Source organism: Saccharopolyspora erythraea NRRL 2338 (genome assembly GCF_000062885.1).
Taxonomy (GTDB): Bacteria; Actinomycetota; Actinomycetes; order Mycobacteriales; family Pseudonocardiaceae; genus Saccharopolyspora_D; species Saccharopolyspora_D erythraea.
This window is the reverse complement of record NC_009142.1, coordinates 4,829,219-4,846,830: the sequence shown is the minus strand read 5'-3', so window position 1 is coordinate 4,846,830 and position 17,612 is coordinate 4,829,219. Positions and strand designations below refer to the sequence as shown.

The following is a 17,612-nucleotide window of genomic DNA, read 5'->3' as shown; positions in this document are numbered from 1 at the left end:
CGTGCCCCCGACCGACGGCCACGGATTCATGTTCCGGCCGGGTGAGGACAGACCGATCCACCGCCCCCACGTCGTGCACCTCGAAGGTCTCGCATCGCACCTGTGGCACGCCGCCAAGCACCTCGGCGAAACGGTGTTCGTGCCCCTGCTGCTGTTCTACGTGCTGTTCCGGCTCACCGACCTGACCGGTGGTCTGCTGGCCGCGCTCGGATGGGCGCTGGCCGCCCTGGTGCTCCGGCTGGTGCTGCGCGCCCCGGTCCCGATGGTGCTGTGGGCGACCACCGCGCTGCTGGTCGCCCGCAGCGTGCTGGGGTTCGCGACCGGCAGTTCGTTCGTGTACTTCCTGGAGCCCAGCCTGCAGAATTTCCTGCTCGCGCTGGCGCTGCTGGTCACGCTGCGGCTGGAGAACCCGTTCCTGGTCAAGCTCGCGGGCGACTTCTGCGTCCTGCCGCCGGAGTTGATCGGCAACACGCGCGTGCAGTGGTTCTTCCGGCGGGTCTCGGTGCTGTGGGCGGCGGTGTTCACGGTCAACGGCCTGACGACGCTGTGGGCGCTCGCCCAGGCGACGATCGACCACTTCCTGCTCATGAGCACCGTCGGATCGTTCAGCCTGGTCGCCGTCGCCGCGGTGGCGTCGATGCTGTGGTTCCGCCGCGAGCTGCGCGGCGAGGGCATCCAGCTGCGGTTCGGCCGCAGGCCCGCCGCCGCGGGGTAGCGGCGCGGTCACCCGGCGCGACGGGCGGCGCGGTGGAAGGCGCCCGGGAAGGCGCCGTGGAGCCGGGCGGCCGCCGACAGCCAACGCGGCACGAACACTTCACCGCGCTCCCTCCGCACGCCGTCGAGCACGGCCTCGGCGACCGCGGCCGGGGCGACCATCCGCGGGAACCCGCGGGTGTAGGGACGGCCGCGGTTGCCGAAGAACGGCGTGCGCACGGCTCCGGGGAACACCGTGGTGACACCGACGCCCCGCGCCGCCGCCTGGAACCGGATGCTCGCGGCGAAGGCCCGCAGCCCGCCCTTGGTCGCCGCGTACACCTCTTCGTCGCGCACCCCGACGACCGCGATCGACGAGACGAAGACGACGTGGCCCCGCCGCCGCCGCGACATCCCGGGCAGGGCGGCCTGGGTCAGCAGCACCGGTGCCGTCAGGTTGAGCGCCACCAGCCCGGCGACGCTGTCCGGCGGCATCGCTGCGAGGTCTCCGGCCCAGCCCACGCCCGCGCTGTGCACGAGCAGGTCGGCTTCGCGCGCGGCTTCGGCGACGAGCCGCAGCTGCGCCGGGTCGGTCAGATCGGCCACCACTGACCGGGCACCCGTTCGTTCGGCGACCTCGGTCAGGCGGTGCTCGTCCCGGCCGGTGACCACCAGCCGGCAGCCCGCCGCCGCCAGAACCGCGGCCGTGGCCGCGCCGATGCCCGACGACGCGCCTGTCACCAGCGCGGTGCGCCCGTCCAGCTCCATCCTCGATCACCAACCCCGCAGCGATGGCTCTCCGAGCGCCGGTGCTTCCAGCGCGTCGAAGGCGTGCAGCAGCCGGTCGGCGAAGGCGGCGGCGTCCGGCAGCAGCGCGGAGTCGGTCGTGACGCCGAAACCGGCCGCGTCGCCCCAGCTGAGCACGCCCACCGCGAGGCCGACCCCCTCGGCCAGCGAGAGGACGGGGAAAACTGTGGTCAGCCGGGCGCCGCCGATACGCACCGGACGTCGGCGACCGGGCAGCACCGAGATCACCGCGCCGAAGAACCGGCGGTGGTAGACGTGCCGGACCGCCCACCGGTGCACGGGTGCGGGCAGCAGCCCGAGTGCCGCGAGGACCGCGCCCGCGGCGGCCGGCTGCTCGCCCTCCTCCGCCCGCGCCATCCGTTCGGCGACCTCGGTCACGCGCTGTGCGGGATGCATGGGGCCGATGGGCAGGTCGATGACCAGCGTGCGGGTGTGGTTGCCGGGCTCGTCGACGCCGACGCCGTCGCGCAGCCGTGCGGTCCTGGGGACCATGATCCGGAAGCGCCGGCCCGGGGTGGTGCCGGTGCGGTCGTCGAGCAGGTGGTGCAGGGCTTCGGCGACGACCGCCAGCAGCACGGCGGTGGTGCTCGTCCCGTGCGCGCGTGCGCGGGCCCGCACGTCGGCGGCCGGCACCTCCCGCCACGCGAAGGCGCGCCCGGCCGTGCTGCGGCCATCGATGCCCGTCGACGGCGCGAATCCCGCGCTCGCCAGGTGGGCGAGACCGCGCAGGAGCACTCCTGCCCGAGGCCGCCGCGCTCGAGGCCGGTCGGCCGGTTGCTCCGGTGCGCGGGTCTCGTCGTCGGTGAGCAGCCGCAGGAGAGCGCTGGTGATCGCCACTCCGTCGCCGAGGGCGTGGTGCGCCTTGGCCAGCAGCTCGGTCCGGTTCGTGCGGGCGTCGCGCAGCAGGAGCAGTTCCCACGGCGGGCCGTCGGCTCGTACCGGAGTGCCGAAGAACGCGTGCCGGGACTGGTGCCACTCCCGCGGGGTGCCGGAGTGGAGTTCGCGGCAGCGGACGTGCTCGGCCGGGTCGAGCGCCTCGACGTGTCGCCAGCGTGGCCTGCGGTGTCCGCGGGACACCATCCGACGCGTGAGCAGCGGCAGCCCCGGCGCCCGGTGCTGGACCAGCTCGCGGAGGTGCTCGCGCCACTCCTGCGTGGACCGGGTGCCACCGTCCAGCCGGAGAACGGCTCCGGCCTGCTGGGGTGTGCGCGGGGTGGTGGCGTGCACGAAGAACGCGTCCTGGGCGCGCATGGTCTCGGTGGCCGGCTGCCGCCGGAGCCGGGCGAGCGCGGCGACCTGCTCGGTGAAGTCCGCGATGCGGCTGTGCTCCAGGGCGGTCCGCTCCCGGCGCGGCAGTTCGGCGGGGTCGGTGGTCAGCGTGCGCAGGAGGCCCGTGAGGTCGCTGGAACGGGGGCACAGCTCGGCCAGCCCGGCCTCGGCCATCAGCTCCGCGTTGGCGCGGCCGTGGCCCGCGATCGGCTCGAACATCACCAGCGTCCGGCCGCACGCGAGCGCTTCCAGCGCGGTGGCACCACCGGCGTTGCTCACCACGACGTCGGCGGCGGCGATCAGCGCGGGCATGTCGTCGGTCCAGCCGAGGGGGACGAGGCGGCGGTCGCGTTCGGCCCGCCGCGCGCAGCGCTGGTGCAGCGCCTCGTTGCGGGCGCACACGACCACGACGCGGCCGACCCCCTCCACCGCGAGCGAGGCGTCGACGGCCCGTTCGACCGATCCGAAACCGAGCGATCCGCAGGAGACCAACACGGTGACGCCCTGCTCAGGCAGTCCGAACCGGCTGCGCGCCGCCGTCCTGTCTGCCGGCCGGAACGCCGCGACCACCGGTGGCGCGCAGACCTCGCCCACCGCCTCCGGCTCGGCGCGGTGCAGCTCGCGCAGGCTGACCTCGCTCATGACGAAGTGCGCGTCGATCCGCGAGTAAACCCAGAAGGGGTGCGGGCAGAAGTCCGACACCACGGCGGCCAGCGGCACGTCGAGCTCGCCGCGGCGCCGCAGCCAGTCCAGCCCCGCCGTGCCGAGCGGGTAGGTGGACACGATCAGGTCCGGCCGGTGCTCGGCGATGCGACGGCGCAGGCGGCGCCCGCTCCAGGAACCCACGAACCGGCGCGAGCCGTCGGCGAACCAGCGCCAACGCCACAGCGCCCGGTAGAACCAGTCGTAGAGCCACGGCGTCGACTCGACGTTGGCGGCGTAGATCCAGTTGAAGCTCGCCGGGACCCAGGACCCCATCTGTTCGAGGACGTCCAGCCAGGACACCTCGCAGCCGGGCCACGCCCGCCGGGCGGCCTCTTCGACCGCGCGTGCGGTGGCGTTGTGCCCCTCGCCGATGGTGGCGCTGAGCAGCAGAAGACGGCGTGGTGGGGAAGTCACGAGACAGGTCCTCCCAGGTGGCTCGTGCCCTCCGAGGCCGGGGAATGTGCCGGACGTGGTTCGCGTGGCGGTGCGGGTGGCGGGTTCTCGGAACTCGCGGCGGTGCGATCTGGGTCCCGCGCAGCGCAAGCGGCTGACGCCGCTTGTGAACAGACCCTAACCGCGCGCGGGCGAATCGGCCCGTCGGCGCGGGCGCGCTCGAACACCGGTTTCGGGTGGGGTGCCCGGCATGGGTTGCCGGTGGTGCCGGCGGGTAGCCGAGGCGGAAAGCGTTCACCTCGGGCGGTGGTGATGATGTTGCTCGACCAGGCGGATCCGCCGGTGCTGTCCGGCGTGGGCACCGCGGACGTCGGCGTGTGAACATGCGGCCCGGCGCACGCGCGAACGTCCTCCCGGCCTCGCCGCCGTCGGCCACCACGACGGCTCCGCCGGCGTTGCTAGCGCTCGGCGGCATCGCGGCCGCGTGGGCCGGGCTCCTGCTCGTGTTCGCCGTGACCCTCGAACCCCACGGCGACGAGCTGTACTTCCTGGCAGCGGGGGACCGGCTGGACTGGGGCTACGCCGACCAGCCGCCGCTGCTGCCACTGCTCGCCCACGCCGCCGACGTCGCGGCGCCCGGATCGGTCCTCGTCCTGCGGCTGCCCGCGGTGGCGCTGACCGCGTGCGGGGTGTTCGTCGTGGGCATGCTGGCCCGTGAACTCGGCGGCGGCCGGAAGGCGCAGGTCGTGGCGGCGGCGACGTTCGCGGTCTCACCGCACCTGGCCGTGACGGGCTCCCTGCTGGTGACGCCGACGGTCGACGCGTTCATGTGGGCGGTCCTGACCCTCCTGCTCGTGCGGTGGGTCCGGCTCCGCGACGACCGGCTGCTGCTCGGCGCGGGGGTCGTGGTGGCGGTGGCTCTGCAGGCCAAGTACCTCGTCCTGGTGTTCTGCGCGGCGGCGCTGATCAGCGCGCTGCTGGTCGGCCCGCGCGACATCGTGCGCCGCCCGCGGTTGTGGGCGGGTGCGGGACTGGCCTTCGCCGCCCTGCTGCCCAGTGCGCTGTGGCAGGCGTGGCACGGGTGGCCGCAGCTGCGGATGGCAGCCGTGGTGCCCGCCGAGATCGACCAGCTCGGCGGTGGGCGGGCGTCCGTGGTCCCGCTGCTCCTGCTGACCGCCGGCGTGCCGATCGGCGCCGGGATGGCGTGCGCGGGGTTGTGGGCACTGCTGCGCTCGACGGCCTTGCGCGACTACCGGTGGTTGGGCTGGGCGAGCGCCGGTGTCGTGGTCTTCTTCGTGGTGAGCGGCGGTCGGTACTACTACTGCTTCGGCTTGCTGCCGCTGCTGTGGGCGGTGGCCGCGGTCCGCGTGGAGGACGGGCGACCGGCCGCGCGGTGGCTGACCGGCCGGCCCGCCTGGGCGCTGTCCGCGGCGGTGGTGCTTGTGCTCGCGGTGGCCGTCCAGACACCGGCCATGGACCGGGTGAGGGCGTTGGCGAACAACTCCGGCGGCTGGCGCCAGGTCGTCGAACCGGTGCACCACGCCTACCAGCACGTAGCACCGGAGCAGCGCCGCACCACGGTCGTCGTGGCCGAGCACTACTGGCAGGCAAGCGTCCTGGAGCGGCTCTGGCCGGGCCGGGACCGCCCGGAGGTCCGCAGCCCGCACCGGGGGTTCTGGTACTTCGGGCCGCCCTCCGAGCAGCACGACACCACCCTGTTCGTGGGAGGCGATCCCGGACCGCTGCGGGAACACTTCCGCACCGTGGTGCCGGTCGCCGGCGACGACCCGCACGACGTGCGGGTCTGGCTGTGCACGGGCAGGCAGCAGCCGTGGTCGGGGCTGTGGCCGGCGCTGCGGCGGTTGTGACGGCCACAGCCGCGGGCAGGAAGGGGATTGGCGATGGACGGCGCGCACCTGCTCGTCGCCGTTCCGGCGGCGGTGGTAGGCGCTGCCGCCTTCGGCGTGGCCAGCGCGGTGCAGCAGCGCGAGGCCAAGAGCACCGAGGTGACGGCGAGGGTCAGCCCGAGGCTGCTGTGGCTGCTGGTCCGGCGCCCCGCGTGGGTCGCCAGCGTGCTCGCGGTGGTCGCCGGGCTCTCGCTGCAGATGGTGGCGCTGGCCTTCGGCCCGCTGTCGCTGGTGCAGCCGCTGCTGCTCAGCGGCCTGCTGTTCGGTGCCACGTTCGCCGCGTGGGGCGCGGGCAAGCGGCTGGACCGGACCCTGCTGGTCGGCGTCCTGTGCTGCATCGGCGGGCTGTCGCTGTTCCTGTCCAGCGCGCGCCCCAGCGAGAGCACCGACCACACGATCGGGATGGAGGCCCTGCCGCTGGGCGTCCTGCTCGCCCTGGTCCTGTTCGCCTGTGCGCTCATGGTCGTCCACGCGCGCACCGAGATCCGGGTGCTCGCGCTGGCCCTGGCCACCGGGCTGCTCTACGGCGTGACCGCCGCGCTGCTCAAGGTGATCGCCGGGGAGGTCCGCGAGGCGGGGCTGCTGGCGCCGTTCCAGCACTGGTCGCTGTACGTGGTGTGCCTGATCGGCCCGGTCGGGTTCCTGCTGAGCCAGAACGCCTTCCGCGAAGGGGTCTTCCTGTCCCCGGCGCTGACCGTGATCGCCGTGACCGACCCCCTGGTCGGCGTCGTGGCGGGGGTGAGCTGGTTCGGCGAGCGGATCAGCACCGACGCGGCGGCGCTGGCCGGTGAGGTCACCGGTGCGCTCGCCGTGGTCGCCGGGGTGTTCCTGCTGGTCCGCGAGAGCGAGACCGCCCGGCGCGACCCCGGCAGGTCCGCCGGGGCTCGCGGTGGCTGAGCGCCGTGCGCAGCCAGGCGGAGGGGTGGGGGCCGGGCCCCACCCCTCCGGATCGCTCAGCTGTTCAGGTCGGCGAGGATCTTCTCGGTGCCGACGAGGCGCACGCAGGTGGCCAGCGCGGCGATCGCCTGCTCGACCTCGGGCAGCTCCGGGTAGGTCGGCGCGATGCGGATCACGCGGTCGGCCGGGTCGTCGCCGTAGGGGTGGGTCGCGCCGGCGGGAGTGAGGTTGATGCCCGCCTCCTTGGCCTTGGCCACCACCGCCCGGGCGCAGCCCTCGGGCACCTGGAGGCTGATGAAGTAGCCGCCTGCCGGGCTGGTCCACGAGGCCAGCCCGGTGCCGCCCAGCTCGCTGGTGAGGATCTTGTCGACCGCGTCGAACTTCGGCCGCAGCAGCGCCGCGTGCCTGCGCATGTGCTCCCGGAGCCCCTCGGCGTCGCGGAGGAACCGCACGTGCCGCAGCTGGTTGATCTTGTCGGGGCCGATGCTGCGCTTGGCGGTGCAGCTCAGCCACCACTCGACGTTGGCGGGGGAGGCGCCGAAGAAGGCGACGCCGCCGCCGGCGAAGGTGATCTTCGAGGTGGAGCCGAAGACGAACGCCCGGTCGGGGTTGCCGTGCTCGGCGCAGAGCCCCAGCAGGTCGGCGATCTCGGCGGGCTCGTCGCCGAGGTGGTGCACCGCGTAGGCGTTGTCCCAGAAGATCCGGAAGTCCCGGGCCGCGGTGGGCATGGCGGCCAGCCGGCGCACGGTCTCGTCGGAGTAGACGGTGCCGTCGGGGTTGCTGTACTTGGGCACGCACCAGATGCCCTTGACCCTCGGGTCCTCGGCGACGAGCCGCTCGACGACGTCCATGTCGGGTCCGCCTGCGGTCATCGGCACCGGGATCATCCTGATGCCGAACCGCTCGCACAGCGCGAAGTGCCGGTCGTAGCCCGGGACCGGGCACAGGAAGGCGATCTCCGGTTCGTCGACCCACCGGCGCTCGCCGCCGGGCACCACGCCGAGCTGGGCGAAGACCAGCGCGTCGTGCATCAGCTCGAGGCTGGAGTTCCCGGCGGCCAGCAGCTGCTCCACCGGCACCTGAAGGGAGTCGCCGAAGATCGCCCGCAGCTCCGGCAGTCCTTGCAGCCCACCGTAGTTGCGCAGGTCGGTGCCGTCGGCGGAGACCGCGGGCGCCTGCGCGTCCAGCAGGTCTTCGGCGAGGTCGAGCTGGCGCGGCGACGGCTTGCCTCGCGTGAGGTCCAGGCGCAGTCCGCGTGCGACCAGGTCCGCGTGGTCCTGGCGGGCGCGGTCGCGCTGGGCGGTCAGCTCTTCGACGGTCGAGGCTGGAGCGGTCACCGGATTCCCTTCGCCGTGAGTCGTTCAACGGTCCGACGAGCCACCTTAGCGACTCGCCCGCGAGGGGTTCCGGCCCGTGTGGACCGGACACTGTGCGTGGACGGTCTGTCGCGCAGCGCGGTGACCACGTGCGGGCCACTGCTCGCATCGGCGAGCCGTGTCCGGCGGGGAGGCGGATGATTCCAGCGAGGTCCCGCAAGTGTGTCCGTCCCGCGATGAGGAGATGATCTCGTGTCCACTTTGAGCGGTATCGCCGGCCTGGTCCGCGTCGAGAACTGCCCGCGCTCGGAGACCGTGGCGCGCATGCGGGAGCTCACCCGGCCGACATGGCGGCACGAGGAGGTCTTCGGACGGTACTGCTCGCTCAGCGAGCACGTCGAGGCACCGGCTCGCGAAGTCTACGAGTACCTGGCCGACACCCGCAGTCTCGCGGAGTGGACGCTGTCCGTGCGCGGGCTGACCGAGACCGCCGAACCAGGGCTGTGGGTCGGCGACGAGATGCTGTGCGGCGACAGCACCCGCATCTACACCCGCACCGTGGCCAACCCCGACGCGATGACGGTCGACTACCACTGCGCGTGGGACCAGGGCGAGCACCTGTGGATGGTCTACCTGATGCGCGTCGTGGACGCCGGTTCCGTCCTCGGCCGTCCGGGTGCGGTGGTGCTGTGGACCAACTGCCGGCACCCCCACTACGACCGGAACCCGTGGCCGGAGCTCGCCACCTCGCCGGACCGGCCGTGGGTCGGCGACTTCTGGGACCTGTTCTACGCCGGGCACCGGACCGAGCTGCGGAACCTGAAGAGGATCTGCGAGCACCGGCACGCCAACGGCCGGCCGATCACCCCGGACTGGTCCGCGCCGGCCGCGGATTGACGCGAGCGGGAGGAACTGCGCGCCGTAGTCTGGCGATCATGGCGGACTGGGAGCTTCGACCGGCTTCGGTGGCCGACATCGAGACGGTGGCCGAGCTGCGGGCCGTGGTGCTGCGGGCGGATCTGGAGCGGCTCGGGCGGTACGACGAGCAGCGGGTTCGGCAGCGGCTGCGGGACGGGTTCGTGCCTGCGCACTCCTGGGTGGTCGAGGTGGGCGGCGCGTTCGCCGGCTGCGTGTCGCTGCGGCCGGCCGAGGACGCGCACTGGTTGGAGCACTTCTACCTGGCCCAGCACTCGCAGGGCTGTGGTGTCGGTACGAACGTGTTGGGCGTGCTGCTGGAGCGGTGCGACCGCGACGGCACCGTGGTCCGGCTGAACGTGTTGCAGGGCAGTCCGGCGCGGCGGCTGTACGAGCGGCACGGATTCGCACTGGAGACCGAGGATCCGGTGGACGTGTTCATGATTCGCCACCCGGCCTCGGCCGTGCATGGCAGATGAACATGTTCGTGGTCACGATCGGACCACAGTGGAGTGAGCTGAGGACTTCAGGGATCCCTGTGCGTGCGGCAAGCGTTGCCGGGGCACCGAGTGGGTATCCCCACCACGTCCCAGGAGGTGCCCATGACACGTCGGTTCCTGCACGGCCTGGCTGCCGGCGCGGCCGGCACGACCGCGCTGAACGCCGTCACCTACCTCGACATGGCGCTGCGCGGGCGCCCCGCCAGCACCACACCGGAGGAGACGGTGCACCGCCTGGAGGACATCGCGCACCGGCCGCTGGCCCCGGAGGGCTCCGGCACCGAGGCGGCCGGCAACCGGCGCGCGGGGATCGGCGCCCTGCTGGGCATCGCCGCCGGGCTCGGGTCCGGGCTGGCCTGCGCCGCGGCGCGTTCGGCGTTGCCGCGTGCGCCGCTGCCCGCGATGGGGCTGATCGCGGGTGCTGCCGCGAACATCGGCAGCGTCGGGCCCATGACCGCGCTGGGCGTGACCGACCCGCGGGAGTGGCCCCCGAGCTCGTGGGCGTCGGACATCATCCCCCACCTCGTTTTCGGCGCCGTCACCGCAACGGTCTACGACATGCTTGAGGACTAACGGAGCCACAACGCGCGCACTGCCCGCTCGAACAGGCGCTCGGCGCCCGTGTGGTGGCAACGGTTCCGCTGCTTGGGGGAGGGGCCATGTTGATGGTCGGGACGTTCCTGCCCGCGAAGGTCTGCGACGGCCTGGCGGCGACCGGCGGCGGGGTCATCCCGCCGGAGGAACACGCGGTCCTGATGCGGTTGCTGGCGGAGGTGGAGGGCGTGGAGTTCGTGCACGGCGTGGACTTCCGCGACTCCTACGTCCGGCGGGGACGCGTCCACTGCGGCGAGGTGTGCCTGAACGACCTGGACGCCTACCTCTGGCACGCCGACTTCGCGCGCAAGCCCGGCAGCTACGACCTGGACGCGCTGCTCACGCTCAAGCGCGACACCGTCGTCGTGCCCGACCCCGAGACGGTCGCCGTCGCGTTCGACAAGCACTGGTCCTACCTGGCCTTGGCGCGCGCCGGTGCGGCGGTGCCGGAGAGCGTGCTGGTGAGCCGGCGCAACATCGAGGCCGCGGCGCCGGTGATCGAGGAGTGGGGGCGGGCGGTGCTCAAGCCCCGCCGGGGTTGCTTCGGCTGGGGAGTGCTGTTCATCGACAGCTTCTCGATGCTGCGCGACGTCGTCGGCTACCTCGAGGCGGAGACCACCGAGGGGCGCGTGCGGGGTGTGCCCTCGGCGGCGTCCGGGCGCAGCTTCCTGCTGGAGCGCTTCTACCCGAACAGCCCGGAGGATTGGCTGGGTGTGACGCTCGTGGGCGGCGAGGTGGTCTACGGCTTCCGCAAGGGCGCGGACCGCCACGTGTGGCTGGACGACGTGACGTGGAAGGTCTACGACTCCGGACGTGACGGCGGCGCGGTCGAGCACCGGGAGGTTCCGGCTGAACACGCCGCGCTGGTAGACACCGCGCGGCGCGCGTTCGACCTGCCGTTGCTCGGGTTCGACATCATCCGCCACGAAGGTGAACCGGTCATCGTCGACGTCAACACCGGACCGGCGCTGTACCAGGAGCTCTTCGCCGCGGCGGGGAGGTCGCTGGCGCACGAGCTGCACCGCGCCTTCACCACGGCCTTGGCCGAGGCCACCGCAGCCCGGTCGGCTCGTTGAAAGGTCCGCCGGCCCCGCCGCCGGGCGGGGCCGGCCGCAGCCGCGAGAGGTCAGATCGTGTAGGAGCTGCCCGCGCGAACCAGTTCCGCGGGGCCGTCGAAGGCTTCGCGGGCTTCGCCGAGCAGCGCTTGCTGGTCGGTCCACGGCGAGTAGTGCGTGAGCAGCAGCCTGCGCACCCCCGCCGACGCCGCGGCGGCCCCGGCCTGCTTGCCGGACAGGTGCACGCCGGCGGGCTGGTCCGGGGAGTCCAACCAGGACGCTTCGGACAGCAGCACGTCGGCGCCCGCCGCGAGCTTGGCGATTTCGTCGCTGGGGCCGGTGTCGCCGGTGAAGGCGAACACCCGGTCCTCCGCCTCGATGCGCAGGCCCCAGGTCGGGCACAGGTGGTCGACCGGGAACGCGCGGATCTCGAAGTCCCCGACGCGGACCGGTTCGGCCGGCGGTTCGAGGAACTCGAAGACGTCGCTCAGGTCGGTTTGCCCGAGCTCCTCGGCGCTGGGCGCGTACAGCGCGGCGAGCCGGCTCGGCGCTTCCCGCGGCGCGTAGACGGGCATGCGGCGCTGCGTCGGGTCGTACGGCTTGTTCGGCCGGTACCGGAGGTAGACCGCCAGCGGAGCGAAGTCGGCGCAGTGGTCCGGGTGCAGGTGGGTCAGCAGCAGCGCGTTGACGTCGAACGGGTCGGTCCAGCGCTGCAACGGCCCCATGGTGCCGTTTCCGAGGTCGATCACGAGCCTGGTGTCCCCGGACCGCAGGAGGTACCCCGACGACGGCGACTCCGGTGCGGGCGCGCTTCCCGAACAACCGAGAACGGTCAACTCCATGAGGGTTCTCCGCAGGTGGTTTGGATGTGGATTCGAAACGTGCGGTGGCCAGTATCCGGTCACGCTCCGTGCCCTGCCGTACCAAGCCCCGATCGGTCGACGGCCACGCGCCGCGCCATCGTCCACTTCGGTCGAACGGGTGTGCGGGGCTCGCGTCGCGAGTGCTGCCGTGGCCGGGATGGCCGATACTGCCGGGACGCCCCCGGTGAAAGGGAGGGACGGCATGAGCAGCAGCGGCCCGGACCTGCCTCCGGAGGCTCGCGCGCGGCTGGAGGAGGAAGCGCGGTCGCTGCGCGCACAGCGGCGGCATCTCGCCGAGGAGCTGTCGCAGCGTGATCCCGTCGGCGACCGCGGCGACGACTCCCTGGCGCTGGAAGGGGCCGACGAGCTGGCCTGGTACGACGACCGCATCGCCGCGCTCGAACGGCGGCTGACCGGGCGCGGCCGGCGGGCAGGCCAGGGGGCCGAGGGGCTGCCGCCCGGTACCGAGGTGCGGGTGCGCTTCGAGGACGGCACGGTGCAGGAGCTGCGGGTCGTGGGTATCCCGGAGGAGGTGCCGGAGGGCGAGGAGGACCAGACGATGACATCCGACAGTCCGCTCGCGCTGGCGCTGGCCGGGGGGAGCGCGGGAACCGACGTCACCTACTCCACACCCGACGGCCCGGCGCGGGTGCACCTGCTCGACGTCCGCCTGCCGTCGCGGGGAGGCTGAAGCCGCCGGCAGGCAGAACGGGGCCCTGCCGCCGCGTCCGCGATGGCAGGGCCCCGGGGTGCTGATCGGGTGATCAGCTGGTCGAGCGTTCCGGTCAGGCGATCACGCTGTCCACCCAGTCGCGGAAGTCGCCGACGCTGGTGTAGATGTCGGGGGACTCGCCGCAGACGGAACCGACGCCCCGGCTGTCGACGCCGACGACCTTCCAGCGGTCGCCCTCGGCGACCAGCAGCGGCGAACCCGAGTCACCGCCGCAGGGTCCGCGCACGCCCTCCGGGTTGTCCGCGCAGACGTCGCCGTCGCGGATGCCCCAGGAGTCGTCGCCTTCGGCGTCGGTCACGCACTTCTGCGTGGCCGGCGGGATGATCGCGGTGTCGAGCTGCTGCAGCTGCGTCGGCAGCTTGGTCGGGTCGCCCGCGTCGTCGGTGGAGACGTAGCCCCAGCCGATCTCGCGGACGGCCGTGCCCGGCTCGCTGATCGCGTCGGCCATCGGGGCCGGCGCCTGGTCGGTCGGCCCGTCCAGGTGCAGCAGGGCGATGTCGCTGCCCTCCGCGCGGTCGGGCTTGGCCTGGTAGTCCGGGTGCACCACGATCTCGCGGAGCTCGGCCACGCTGCCACCGGAGTTGCGGTCGGTGGTGCCGATCCGCACGTGGAACAGCGCGGGGTCCATGACGGTGAACGGCGCGCCGTTCGTGCCGGGCTCGGTGACGCAGTGCGCGGCGGTCACGATCCACTCCGGGCTGACCAGCGCACCACCGCAGCGGTGGGAGTCGGGGTCCCCGTCGCGCTCGTACTGCAACGAGGCCATGAACGAGTACGTCTGGTCCGCGGGCGAGCCGCCTATGATGTAGGGCGTCACCTCGCCGCCGGGACCGCCGGCGTGCGCCGTTCCAAGACTCGTGAGCGTGCCGACCGCGGTCACCGCGGCCAGGGCCGCGGCGCGCCTGAGCGACCGCACCCGCAGGTTCTCGGTCATTCGGTTGTTCCTCCAGCATTCCTGCTGCGCGAAGTGCACGCGCAGTGCTGATCAATCTAGGCGAGTCCGGCCCGCCGCGGGGGCGTTGCCGGCAGTGGAGGAACTGCGGATTTGCCGGGAGAATACCGGGACGATAACGGGGAAAGGCGCCGGGAGGGTGCCTGGTTTCCGCTCAGTGCAGCGGAAACCAGGACCACCGACGGGTCAGGTTCCCGGGAATTCAGCCGACCACGCCCGCGGCAGCGCGACGTGGCGTTCGCCGAGGTCTTCGCTGCGCCGCACGCCGAGCAGCTGCATGCACCGCTGGTACTCGTCGGCGAGGATCTCGTAGGCGCGGACGGCGCCGTCCTGGCCGCCGGCCATGATGCCGTAGAGGTAGGCCCGGCCGACCATCGCGGCGTCCGCACCCAGCGCGCGTGCGGCCACGATGTCCTGTCCGTGCCGGATTCCGCCGTCGATGATCACCGTCGCCTCCGCGCCGACCGCCGCGCGCACGGCGGGCAGCACGTCGAGCGTCGCGGCCGAGCGGTCGAGCTGGCGGCCGCCGTGGTTGGAGACCACCACGCCGTCGGCGCCGCGCCTGACGACCTCGCGGGCGGACTCCGGCGTGGTGATGCCCTTGACCAGCAGCTTGCCCGGCCAGCGTTCGCGCAGCCACTCCAGTGCCGCGAAGTCCAGGCCCGGGTCGAACAGGGTGCGGGCGACGTCCTCGGAGGAGAGGTTGCCCTCGACCCCGGAAAGCGAGGCGAAGCCGATGCCCGGCGTGGTCAGCTTGTTGTACCACCACGCCGGGAACATCGAGATGTTCAGGATCGTCCTGGCGGTCAGGGTGGGTGGGATGGTCAGTCCGTTGACGACGTCCTTGAGCCGCTTGCCCGCGACCGAGGTGTCGACGGTGAGCAGCATCGTCGAGTAGCCGGCAGCCTCGGCCCTGGACACCAGCAGCTCGTTGGTCGCGGGGTCGTTGGTGCGGTAGAGCTGGAACCACAGGTCGCCGCCGGGCGCGGCGGCGCGAACGTCCTCAATGGACGTCGTGCCCACCGTCGACAGCGAGTAGGGCACGCCGAAGTGCTCGGCCACTCGGGCCACCGCGGCCTCGCCGTGGTGGTGCATCATGCGCGTGTAGCCGGTCGGCGCGAACACCAGCGGCATCGCGATGCGCTTGCCGAAGAGGTCCACGCCGAGTTCCGGCTCGGCCACCGGGTGCAGCGCATCCGGGCGCAGCGTCACGCGCCGGTACGCGGCGATGTTGCGCGCTGCGGTGATCTCCTCCTCGGCCGCGCCGTCGACGTAGTCGAAGACCGAGCGCGGGGTGGTCCGCCTGGCCGCCCTGCGCAGGTGCTCGATGGTGAGCGCGTTCTCCAGCCGCCGCGCCGTCAGCCCGAACGTCGGCTTCTTGAACTGCACCACCTCGCGGATCTGCGACCACTTGGGGAACTGCCTCGCCCGCGAGACGCGGGCGAGGGGGATCTTGCCTGTCATGGGTCCTTCCTCGAAGCGTGCGCCGGCCGCCGTGCGGGCGGCCGGCGCCGACCGGATGTCAGCCGAAGAGCTCGCCGATCTGCTGCTGCACGGTCAGCACGGCGAGCACCCCGAAGAGCAGGATCGACCAGACCAGCGCCGCCAACCGGTAGCCGCTGATGCGGATCGGCTTCGGCAGCATCCTGCGGTTGATGAGGATGAGCAAGCCGGAGTAGACGAACATCATCACCCCGCCCGTGCAGGCCGCGATCGTGGCCAGAACCAGCGGCTGGTCGAAGCCGACGGACACGATGACGGTGCCGATCAGGACCAGGCCCCACACCAGTCCCGCGTAGACCTTGCTCTCCGAGGCGTCGGGGAAGTAGGAGGTCTTGAGCACGTCGGCGGCGAGCCGGCTGGTGTAGTCGACGATGCCCAGCGCGGCGCTGAACATCGACACCGCGCCGACGACCCAGAAGAAGTAGCCGAACCAGCCGCCCGCGGCGGCCATCAGCCGCTCGCCCTCGACCCGCAGGAACGAGACGTCGTCGCTGAGCCCGGGGGTGCCGAAGACGGTCGTGTAGGCCAGCAGCGACATGAACACGATCGACACGAAGGAGATGCCGACGAAGGTGAGCAGCTGCTCCTTGTTGGCGAAGCGCCACCACGCCCGCCAGTGGGTCAGGTTCTGCTCGGTGGGCTGGAAGATGAACCCGGCCTGGCCGCGCGCCTCCGGTTCGCGGGTCAGCGGGGACACGATCTTGGGGACGTGGTGGCCCATGCCGAAGCCCTTGTCCCTGATCCAGTTGCTCTGCACCAGGTTCTGGCCGCCGCCGGCGCCCGCGAAGGCCAGCGCGCCGAGCAGCAGGGCGAAACCGAGCTCGGCGGCGGGGAAGCGCGGCTGGGTCACGATCGTCGGCACACCGGACCAGGTCGACGCGCCGAAGACGAACACCGAGGTGATGACGATGAGCAGCAGCAACGCCGCCACCTTGACCATCTGCACCCGTTCCAGCGCGCTGTAGACCGTGGGCGCCAGCGTGAGGATGAGCCCCACCAGCACCAGGATGGCCACCGACACGACGGCGACGTCACCGCCGAAGACGTAGGTCACCAGCGTCGCCGAGCTGGTCGTCCACGCGGGCCAGAGGTTGGCGAAGTAGGCCATCGCGGCGAAGACCAGGCCCCAGTGCCGCCACAGCCTGCTGAAGCCGGTGACCGCGGTTTCCCCGGTGGCCAGCGTGTAGCGCTCGATCTCCATGTTGAGGAAGTACTGGGTCATCAGCCCGAGCAGCGCGGCCCAGACGAAGGTCAGCCCGACCTGGGAGGAGATGTAGGGGAAGAGGATGAACTCCCCGCTGGCCATGCCCACGCCCGCGGCCACGACGCCCGGGCCGATGTAGCGCCACTGCCGGGCCGGCGGCGCCGGCAGGTCGCGTACCTGCGGTTGGGGGATGTGCTTGGCGGGGAACGCCTCCGACGGGTCGGAGAGGTCCGCGCCGTTGCGGCTCGACGTCACCATCAACGCCACCTCTGCTTTTCTGCCAGTGCGGGAGATTCGGGGGGAGGAGGAACGGAAGTGGCGGCACGGCGCAGCACGCGGGCTCGGCGATCGTGGAGCCGGCGGCGAGCGACGACCTCGAGTGGTCCGCTGCGGTCCGGTGCCTCAACGGTTCGTTGTTGCATATGTTGCAATTGGGGTGGTTTGATGTGCAACGTATAGTCGGCGCTGCGGGCATGTCAACGACAGCGACCGAACTGTTGCCTCCCGCTGCGAAGCGGTCGGAACACCCTGGACGTGGAGCGGCCGCGAGACGCCGTCAGGCGCCCCGCGGCCGCGGGTGACGGGTCAGGCCGCCGGTCGCTTGCCCCTGGTGATGGACTGGTCGACTTTGTTGGCGGCGTGCCACTTCTGCTGGCAGCTCTCCGAGCAGAAGTCGTCCGACGGTGAGGTTGCGAGCGGTCGTTCGCACAGCGCGCACAGCGCGGGGCCGGTGCGGTCGTCGGCCCGGTCGAGGAGGATGCTCATGACCGGCTCACCCCCGTCCTGAGCGCCGTGACGATCTCGGCGATCCCCACGACGATGGCATGGGCGGTGAGGAAGGTGATAACGGCGACCAGCGCCAGAGCGGAAGCGGTTGTCATCTTGGCCTCCTGTCCGTCGGCCGATACTCCCGGAAGCGACTAGCGTAACTCGCCGAATGTGACAGCTCAGAGGCTTTTCGGACTCGTTGTGCTACCTCTGGTGAACGCTCTGTGCAGGCTGTGTCCGGCCTCCCGGCGGCGCGCACGTTCGGCCCACGGCGCTGCCCCGAACGGCCGCACCCGCGACTGCCTCCGGTGACACCCCGCGCGGTCCGCCTCCGCTGCCCATCGCCGCGCGTCCTCAGTGCCTTTCCGTGGGCTCACCTTGCGTGGTGGTATGGGTGGCGGAATCCCGGGCGCGCCACGAAAAAGCTGTCCACGCCGGAGAATGCGTGAGTACTCCGCGGCTGGGGGTGGGCAAGCCGCCGCTTCGAAGACCGAAGTTGCGTTCTGCAGAGGACGGGCCGCCGCGGGTCCGGCCGCTC

At 72.3% G+C, this 17,612-nt stretch carries 16 protein-coding genes; 8 read left to right on the top strand and 8 right to left on the bottom strand.

The genetic code is table 11. From position 1 onward, the window contains the following. Nucleotide 1: 1 nt before the first annotated feature. Nucleotides 2-715 (top strand): VC0807 family protein, encoded by a 714-nt coding sequence (locus SACE_RS20965; RefSeq protein ID WP_231849714.1) that lies wholly within the window; start codon nucleotides 2-4, stop codon nucleotides 713-715. A gap of 8 nt (nucleotides 716-723) precedes the next feature. Here the strand turns inward: SACE_RS20965 and SACE_RS20960 are convergent, their stop codons facing one another. After that, nucleotides 724-1,461, bottom strand: coding sequence for an SDR family NAD(P)-dependent oxidoreductase (locus SACE_RS20960; protein WP_009942899.1), 738 nt, complete (start codon nucleotides 1,459-1,461; stop codon nucleotides 724-726). A gap of 6 nt (nucleotides 1,462-1,467) precedes the next feature. Continuing rightward, nucleotides 1,468-3,888 carry a WS/DGAT domain-containing protein gene (locus SACE_RS20955; protein WP_009942901.1) on the bottom strand — a complete coding sequence of 807 codons (2,421 nt, stop codon included), beginning with the start codon at nucleotides 3,886-3,888 and terminating at the stop codon, nucleotides 1,468-1,470. 362 nt (nucleotides 3,889-4,250) lie between these two features. Between SACE_RS20955 and SACE_RS20950 the strand changes: the two genes are divergently transcribed. Together SACE_RS20950 and SACE_RS20945 are read left to right on the top strand one after the other, a co-directional pair. Next, entirely contained in the window at nucleotides 4,251-5,735 is a 1,485-nt protein-coding gene (locus SACE_RS20950; protein ID WP_044547948.1) for an ArnT family glycosyltransferase, read from the top strand. A 33-nt stretch (nucleotides 5,736-5,768) separates the two neighbouring features. Beyond that, a complete protein-coding gene (locus SACE_RS20945; RefSeq protein ID WP_009942903.1) occupies nucleotides 5,769-6,671 on the top strand; it encodes a DMT family transporter in 903 nt (300 codons plus the stop codon). Nucleotides 6,672-6,727: 56 nt separating this feature from the next. Here the strand turns inward: SACE_RS20945 and SACE_RS20940 are convergent, their stop codons facing one another. Further along, nucleotides 6,728-8,008, bottom strand: coding sequence for an aspartate aminotransferase type Ic (locus SACE_RS20940; protein WP_011874302.1), 1,281 nt, complete (start codon nucleotides 8,006-8,008; stop codon nucleotides 6,728-6,730). Nucleotides 8,009-8,239: 231 nt separating this feature from the next. Here SACE_RS20940 and SACE_RS20935 point away from each other — a divergent pair, with 231 nt between their 5' ends. The 4 genes from SACE_RS20935 to SACE_RS20920 all read left to right on the top strand — a co-directional run bounded on the left by SACE_RS20935 (nucleotide 8,240) and on the right by SACE_RS20920 (nucleotide 11,072). Then, nucleotides 8,240-8,884, top strand: a complete 645-nt coding sequence (locus SACE_RS20935) for a hypothetical protein (protein ID WP_011874301.1) — start codon at nucleotides 8,240-8,242, stop codon at nucleotides 8,882-8,884. Between the two features lie 38 nt (nucleotides 8,885-8,922). Beyond that, nucleotides 8,923-9,381: a GNAT family N-acetyltransferase gene (locus SACE_RS20930; protein ID WP_009949542.1), complete on the top strand. Its 459-nt coding sequence runs from the start codon at nucleotides 8,923-8,925 to the stop codon at nucleotides 9,379-9,381. 123 nt (nucleotides 9,382-9,504) lie between these two features. Further along, entirely contained in the window at nucleotides 9,505-9,975 is a 471-nt protein-coding gene (locus tag SACE_RS20925) for a hypothetical protein (protein ID WP_009949543.1), read from the top strand. Nucleotides 9,976-10,061: 86 nt separating this feature from the next. Next, nucleotides 10,062-11,072: an ATP-grasp domain-containing protein gene (locus SACE_RS20920; RefSeq protein WP_009949544.1), complete on the top strand. Its 1,011-nt coding sequence runs from the start codon at nucleotides 10,062-10,064 to the stop codon at nucleotides 11,070-11,072. Nucleotides 11,073-11,122: 50 nt separating this feature from the next. Here the strand turns inward: SACE_RS20920 and SACE_RS20915 are convergent, their stop codons facing one another. After that, a complete protein-coding gene (locus SACE_RS20915; protein ID WP_009949546.1) occupies nucleotides 11,123-11,893 on the bottom strand; it encodes an MBL fold metallo-hydrolase in 771 nt (256 codons plus the stop codon). 223 nt (nucleotides 11,894-12,116) lie between these two features. On the opposite strand from SACE_RS20915, the gene SACE_RS20910 reads away from it, so the two are divergent. Further along, a complete protein-coding gene (locus tag SACE_RS20910; protein WP_009949547.1) occupies nucleotides 12,117-12,605 on the top strand; it encodes a GreA/GreB family elongation factor in 489 nt (162 codons plus the stop codon). Between the two features lie 94 nt (nucleotides 12,606-12,699). Here the strand turns inward: SACE_RS20910 and SACE_RS20905 are convergent, their stop codons facing one another. The 4 genes from SACE_RS20905 to SACE_RS20890 form a co-directional block, all read right to left on the bottom strand. Next, nucleotides 12,700-13,581, bottom strand: a complete 882-nt coding sequence (locus tag SACE_RS20905; RefSeq protein ID WP_009949548.1) for a S1 family peptidase — start codon at nucleotides 13,579-13,581, stop codon at nucleotides 12,700-12,702. A 204-nt stretch (nucleotides 13,582-13,785) separates the two neighbouring features. Continuing rightward, entirely contained in the window at nucleotides 13,786-15,063 is a 1,278-nt protein-coding gene (locus tag SACE_RS20900) for an alpha-hydroxy acid oxidase (protein ID WP_009949549.1), read from the bottom strand. A gap of 58 nt (nucleotides 15,064-15,121) precedes the next feature. Then, the gene (locus SACE_RS20895; protein WP_009949551.1) at nucleotides 15,122-16,564 is read right to left on the bottom strand and encodes an Nramp family divalent metal transporter; all 1,443 of its coding nucleotides are present in this window, start codon (nucleotides 16,562-16,564) and stop codon (nucleotides 15,122-15,124) included. 327 nt (nucleotides 16,565-16,891) lie between these two features. Then, on the bottom strand, nucleotides 16,892-17,071 hold the full coding sequence (locus SACE_RS20890) for a hypothetical protein (RefSeq protein ID WP_009949553.1): 180 nt from the start codon (nucleotides 17,069-17,071) through the stop codon (nucleotides 16,892-16,894). Nucleotides 17,072-17,612: the final 541 nt, after the last annotated feature.

Bases quoted from the DNA above. Each gene is read 5' to 3' on its own strand.
- SACE_RS20960 (WP_009942899.1), bottom strand. From the start codon at position 1,461: ATGGAGCTGGACGGGCGCACCGCGCTGGTGACAGGCGCGTCGTCGGGC.
- SACE_RS20950 (WP_044547948.1), top strand. From the start codon at position 4,251: ATGCGGCCCGGCGCACGCGCGAACGTCCTCCCGGCCTCGCCGCCGTCG.
- SACE_RS20945 (WP_009942903.1), top strand. From the start codon at position 5,769: ATGGACGGCGCGCACCTGCTCGTCGCCGTTCCGGCGGCGGTGGTAGGC.
- SACE_RS20930 (WP_009949542.1), top strand. From the start codon at position 8,923: ATGGCGGACTGGGAGCTTCGACCGGCTTCGGTGGCCGACATCGAGACG.
- SACE_RS20925 (WP_009949543.1), top strand. From the start codon at position 9,505: ATGACACGTCGGTTCCTGCACGGCCTGGCTGCCGGCGCGGCCGGCACG.
- SACE_RS20920 (WP_009949544.1), top strand. From the start codon at position 10,062: ATGTTGATGGTCGGGACGTTCCTGCCCGCGAAGGTCTGCGACGGCCTG.
- SACE_RS20915 (WP_009949546.1), bottom strand. From the start codon at position 11,893: ATGGAGTTGACCGTTCTCGGTTGTTCGGGAAGCGCGCCCGCACCGGAG.
- SACE_RS20910 (WP_009949547.1), top strand. From the start codon at position 12,117: ATGAGCAGCAGCGGCCCGGACCTGCCTCCGGAGGCTCGCGCGCGGCTG.
- SACE_RS20905 (WP_009949548.1), bottom strand. From the start codon at position 13,581: ATGACCGAGAACCTGCGGGTGCGGTCGCTCAGGCGCGCCGCGGCCCTG.
- SACE_RS20900 (WP_009949549.1), bottom strand. From the start codon at position 15,063: ATGACAGGCAAGATCCCCCTCGCCCGCGTCTCGCGGGCGAGGCAGTTC.
- SACE_RS20895 (WP_009949551.1), bottom strand. From the start codon at position 16,564: ATGGTGACGTCGAGCCGCAACGGCGCGGACCTCTCCGACCCGTCGGAG.
- SACE_RS20890 (WP_009949553.1), bottom strand. From the start codon at position 17,071: ATGAGCATCCTCCTCGACCGGGCCGACGACCGCACCGGCCCCGCGCTG.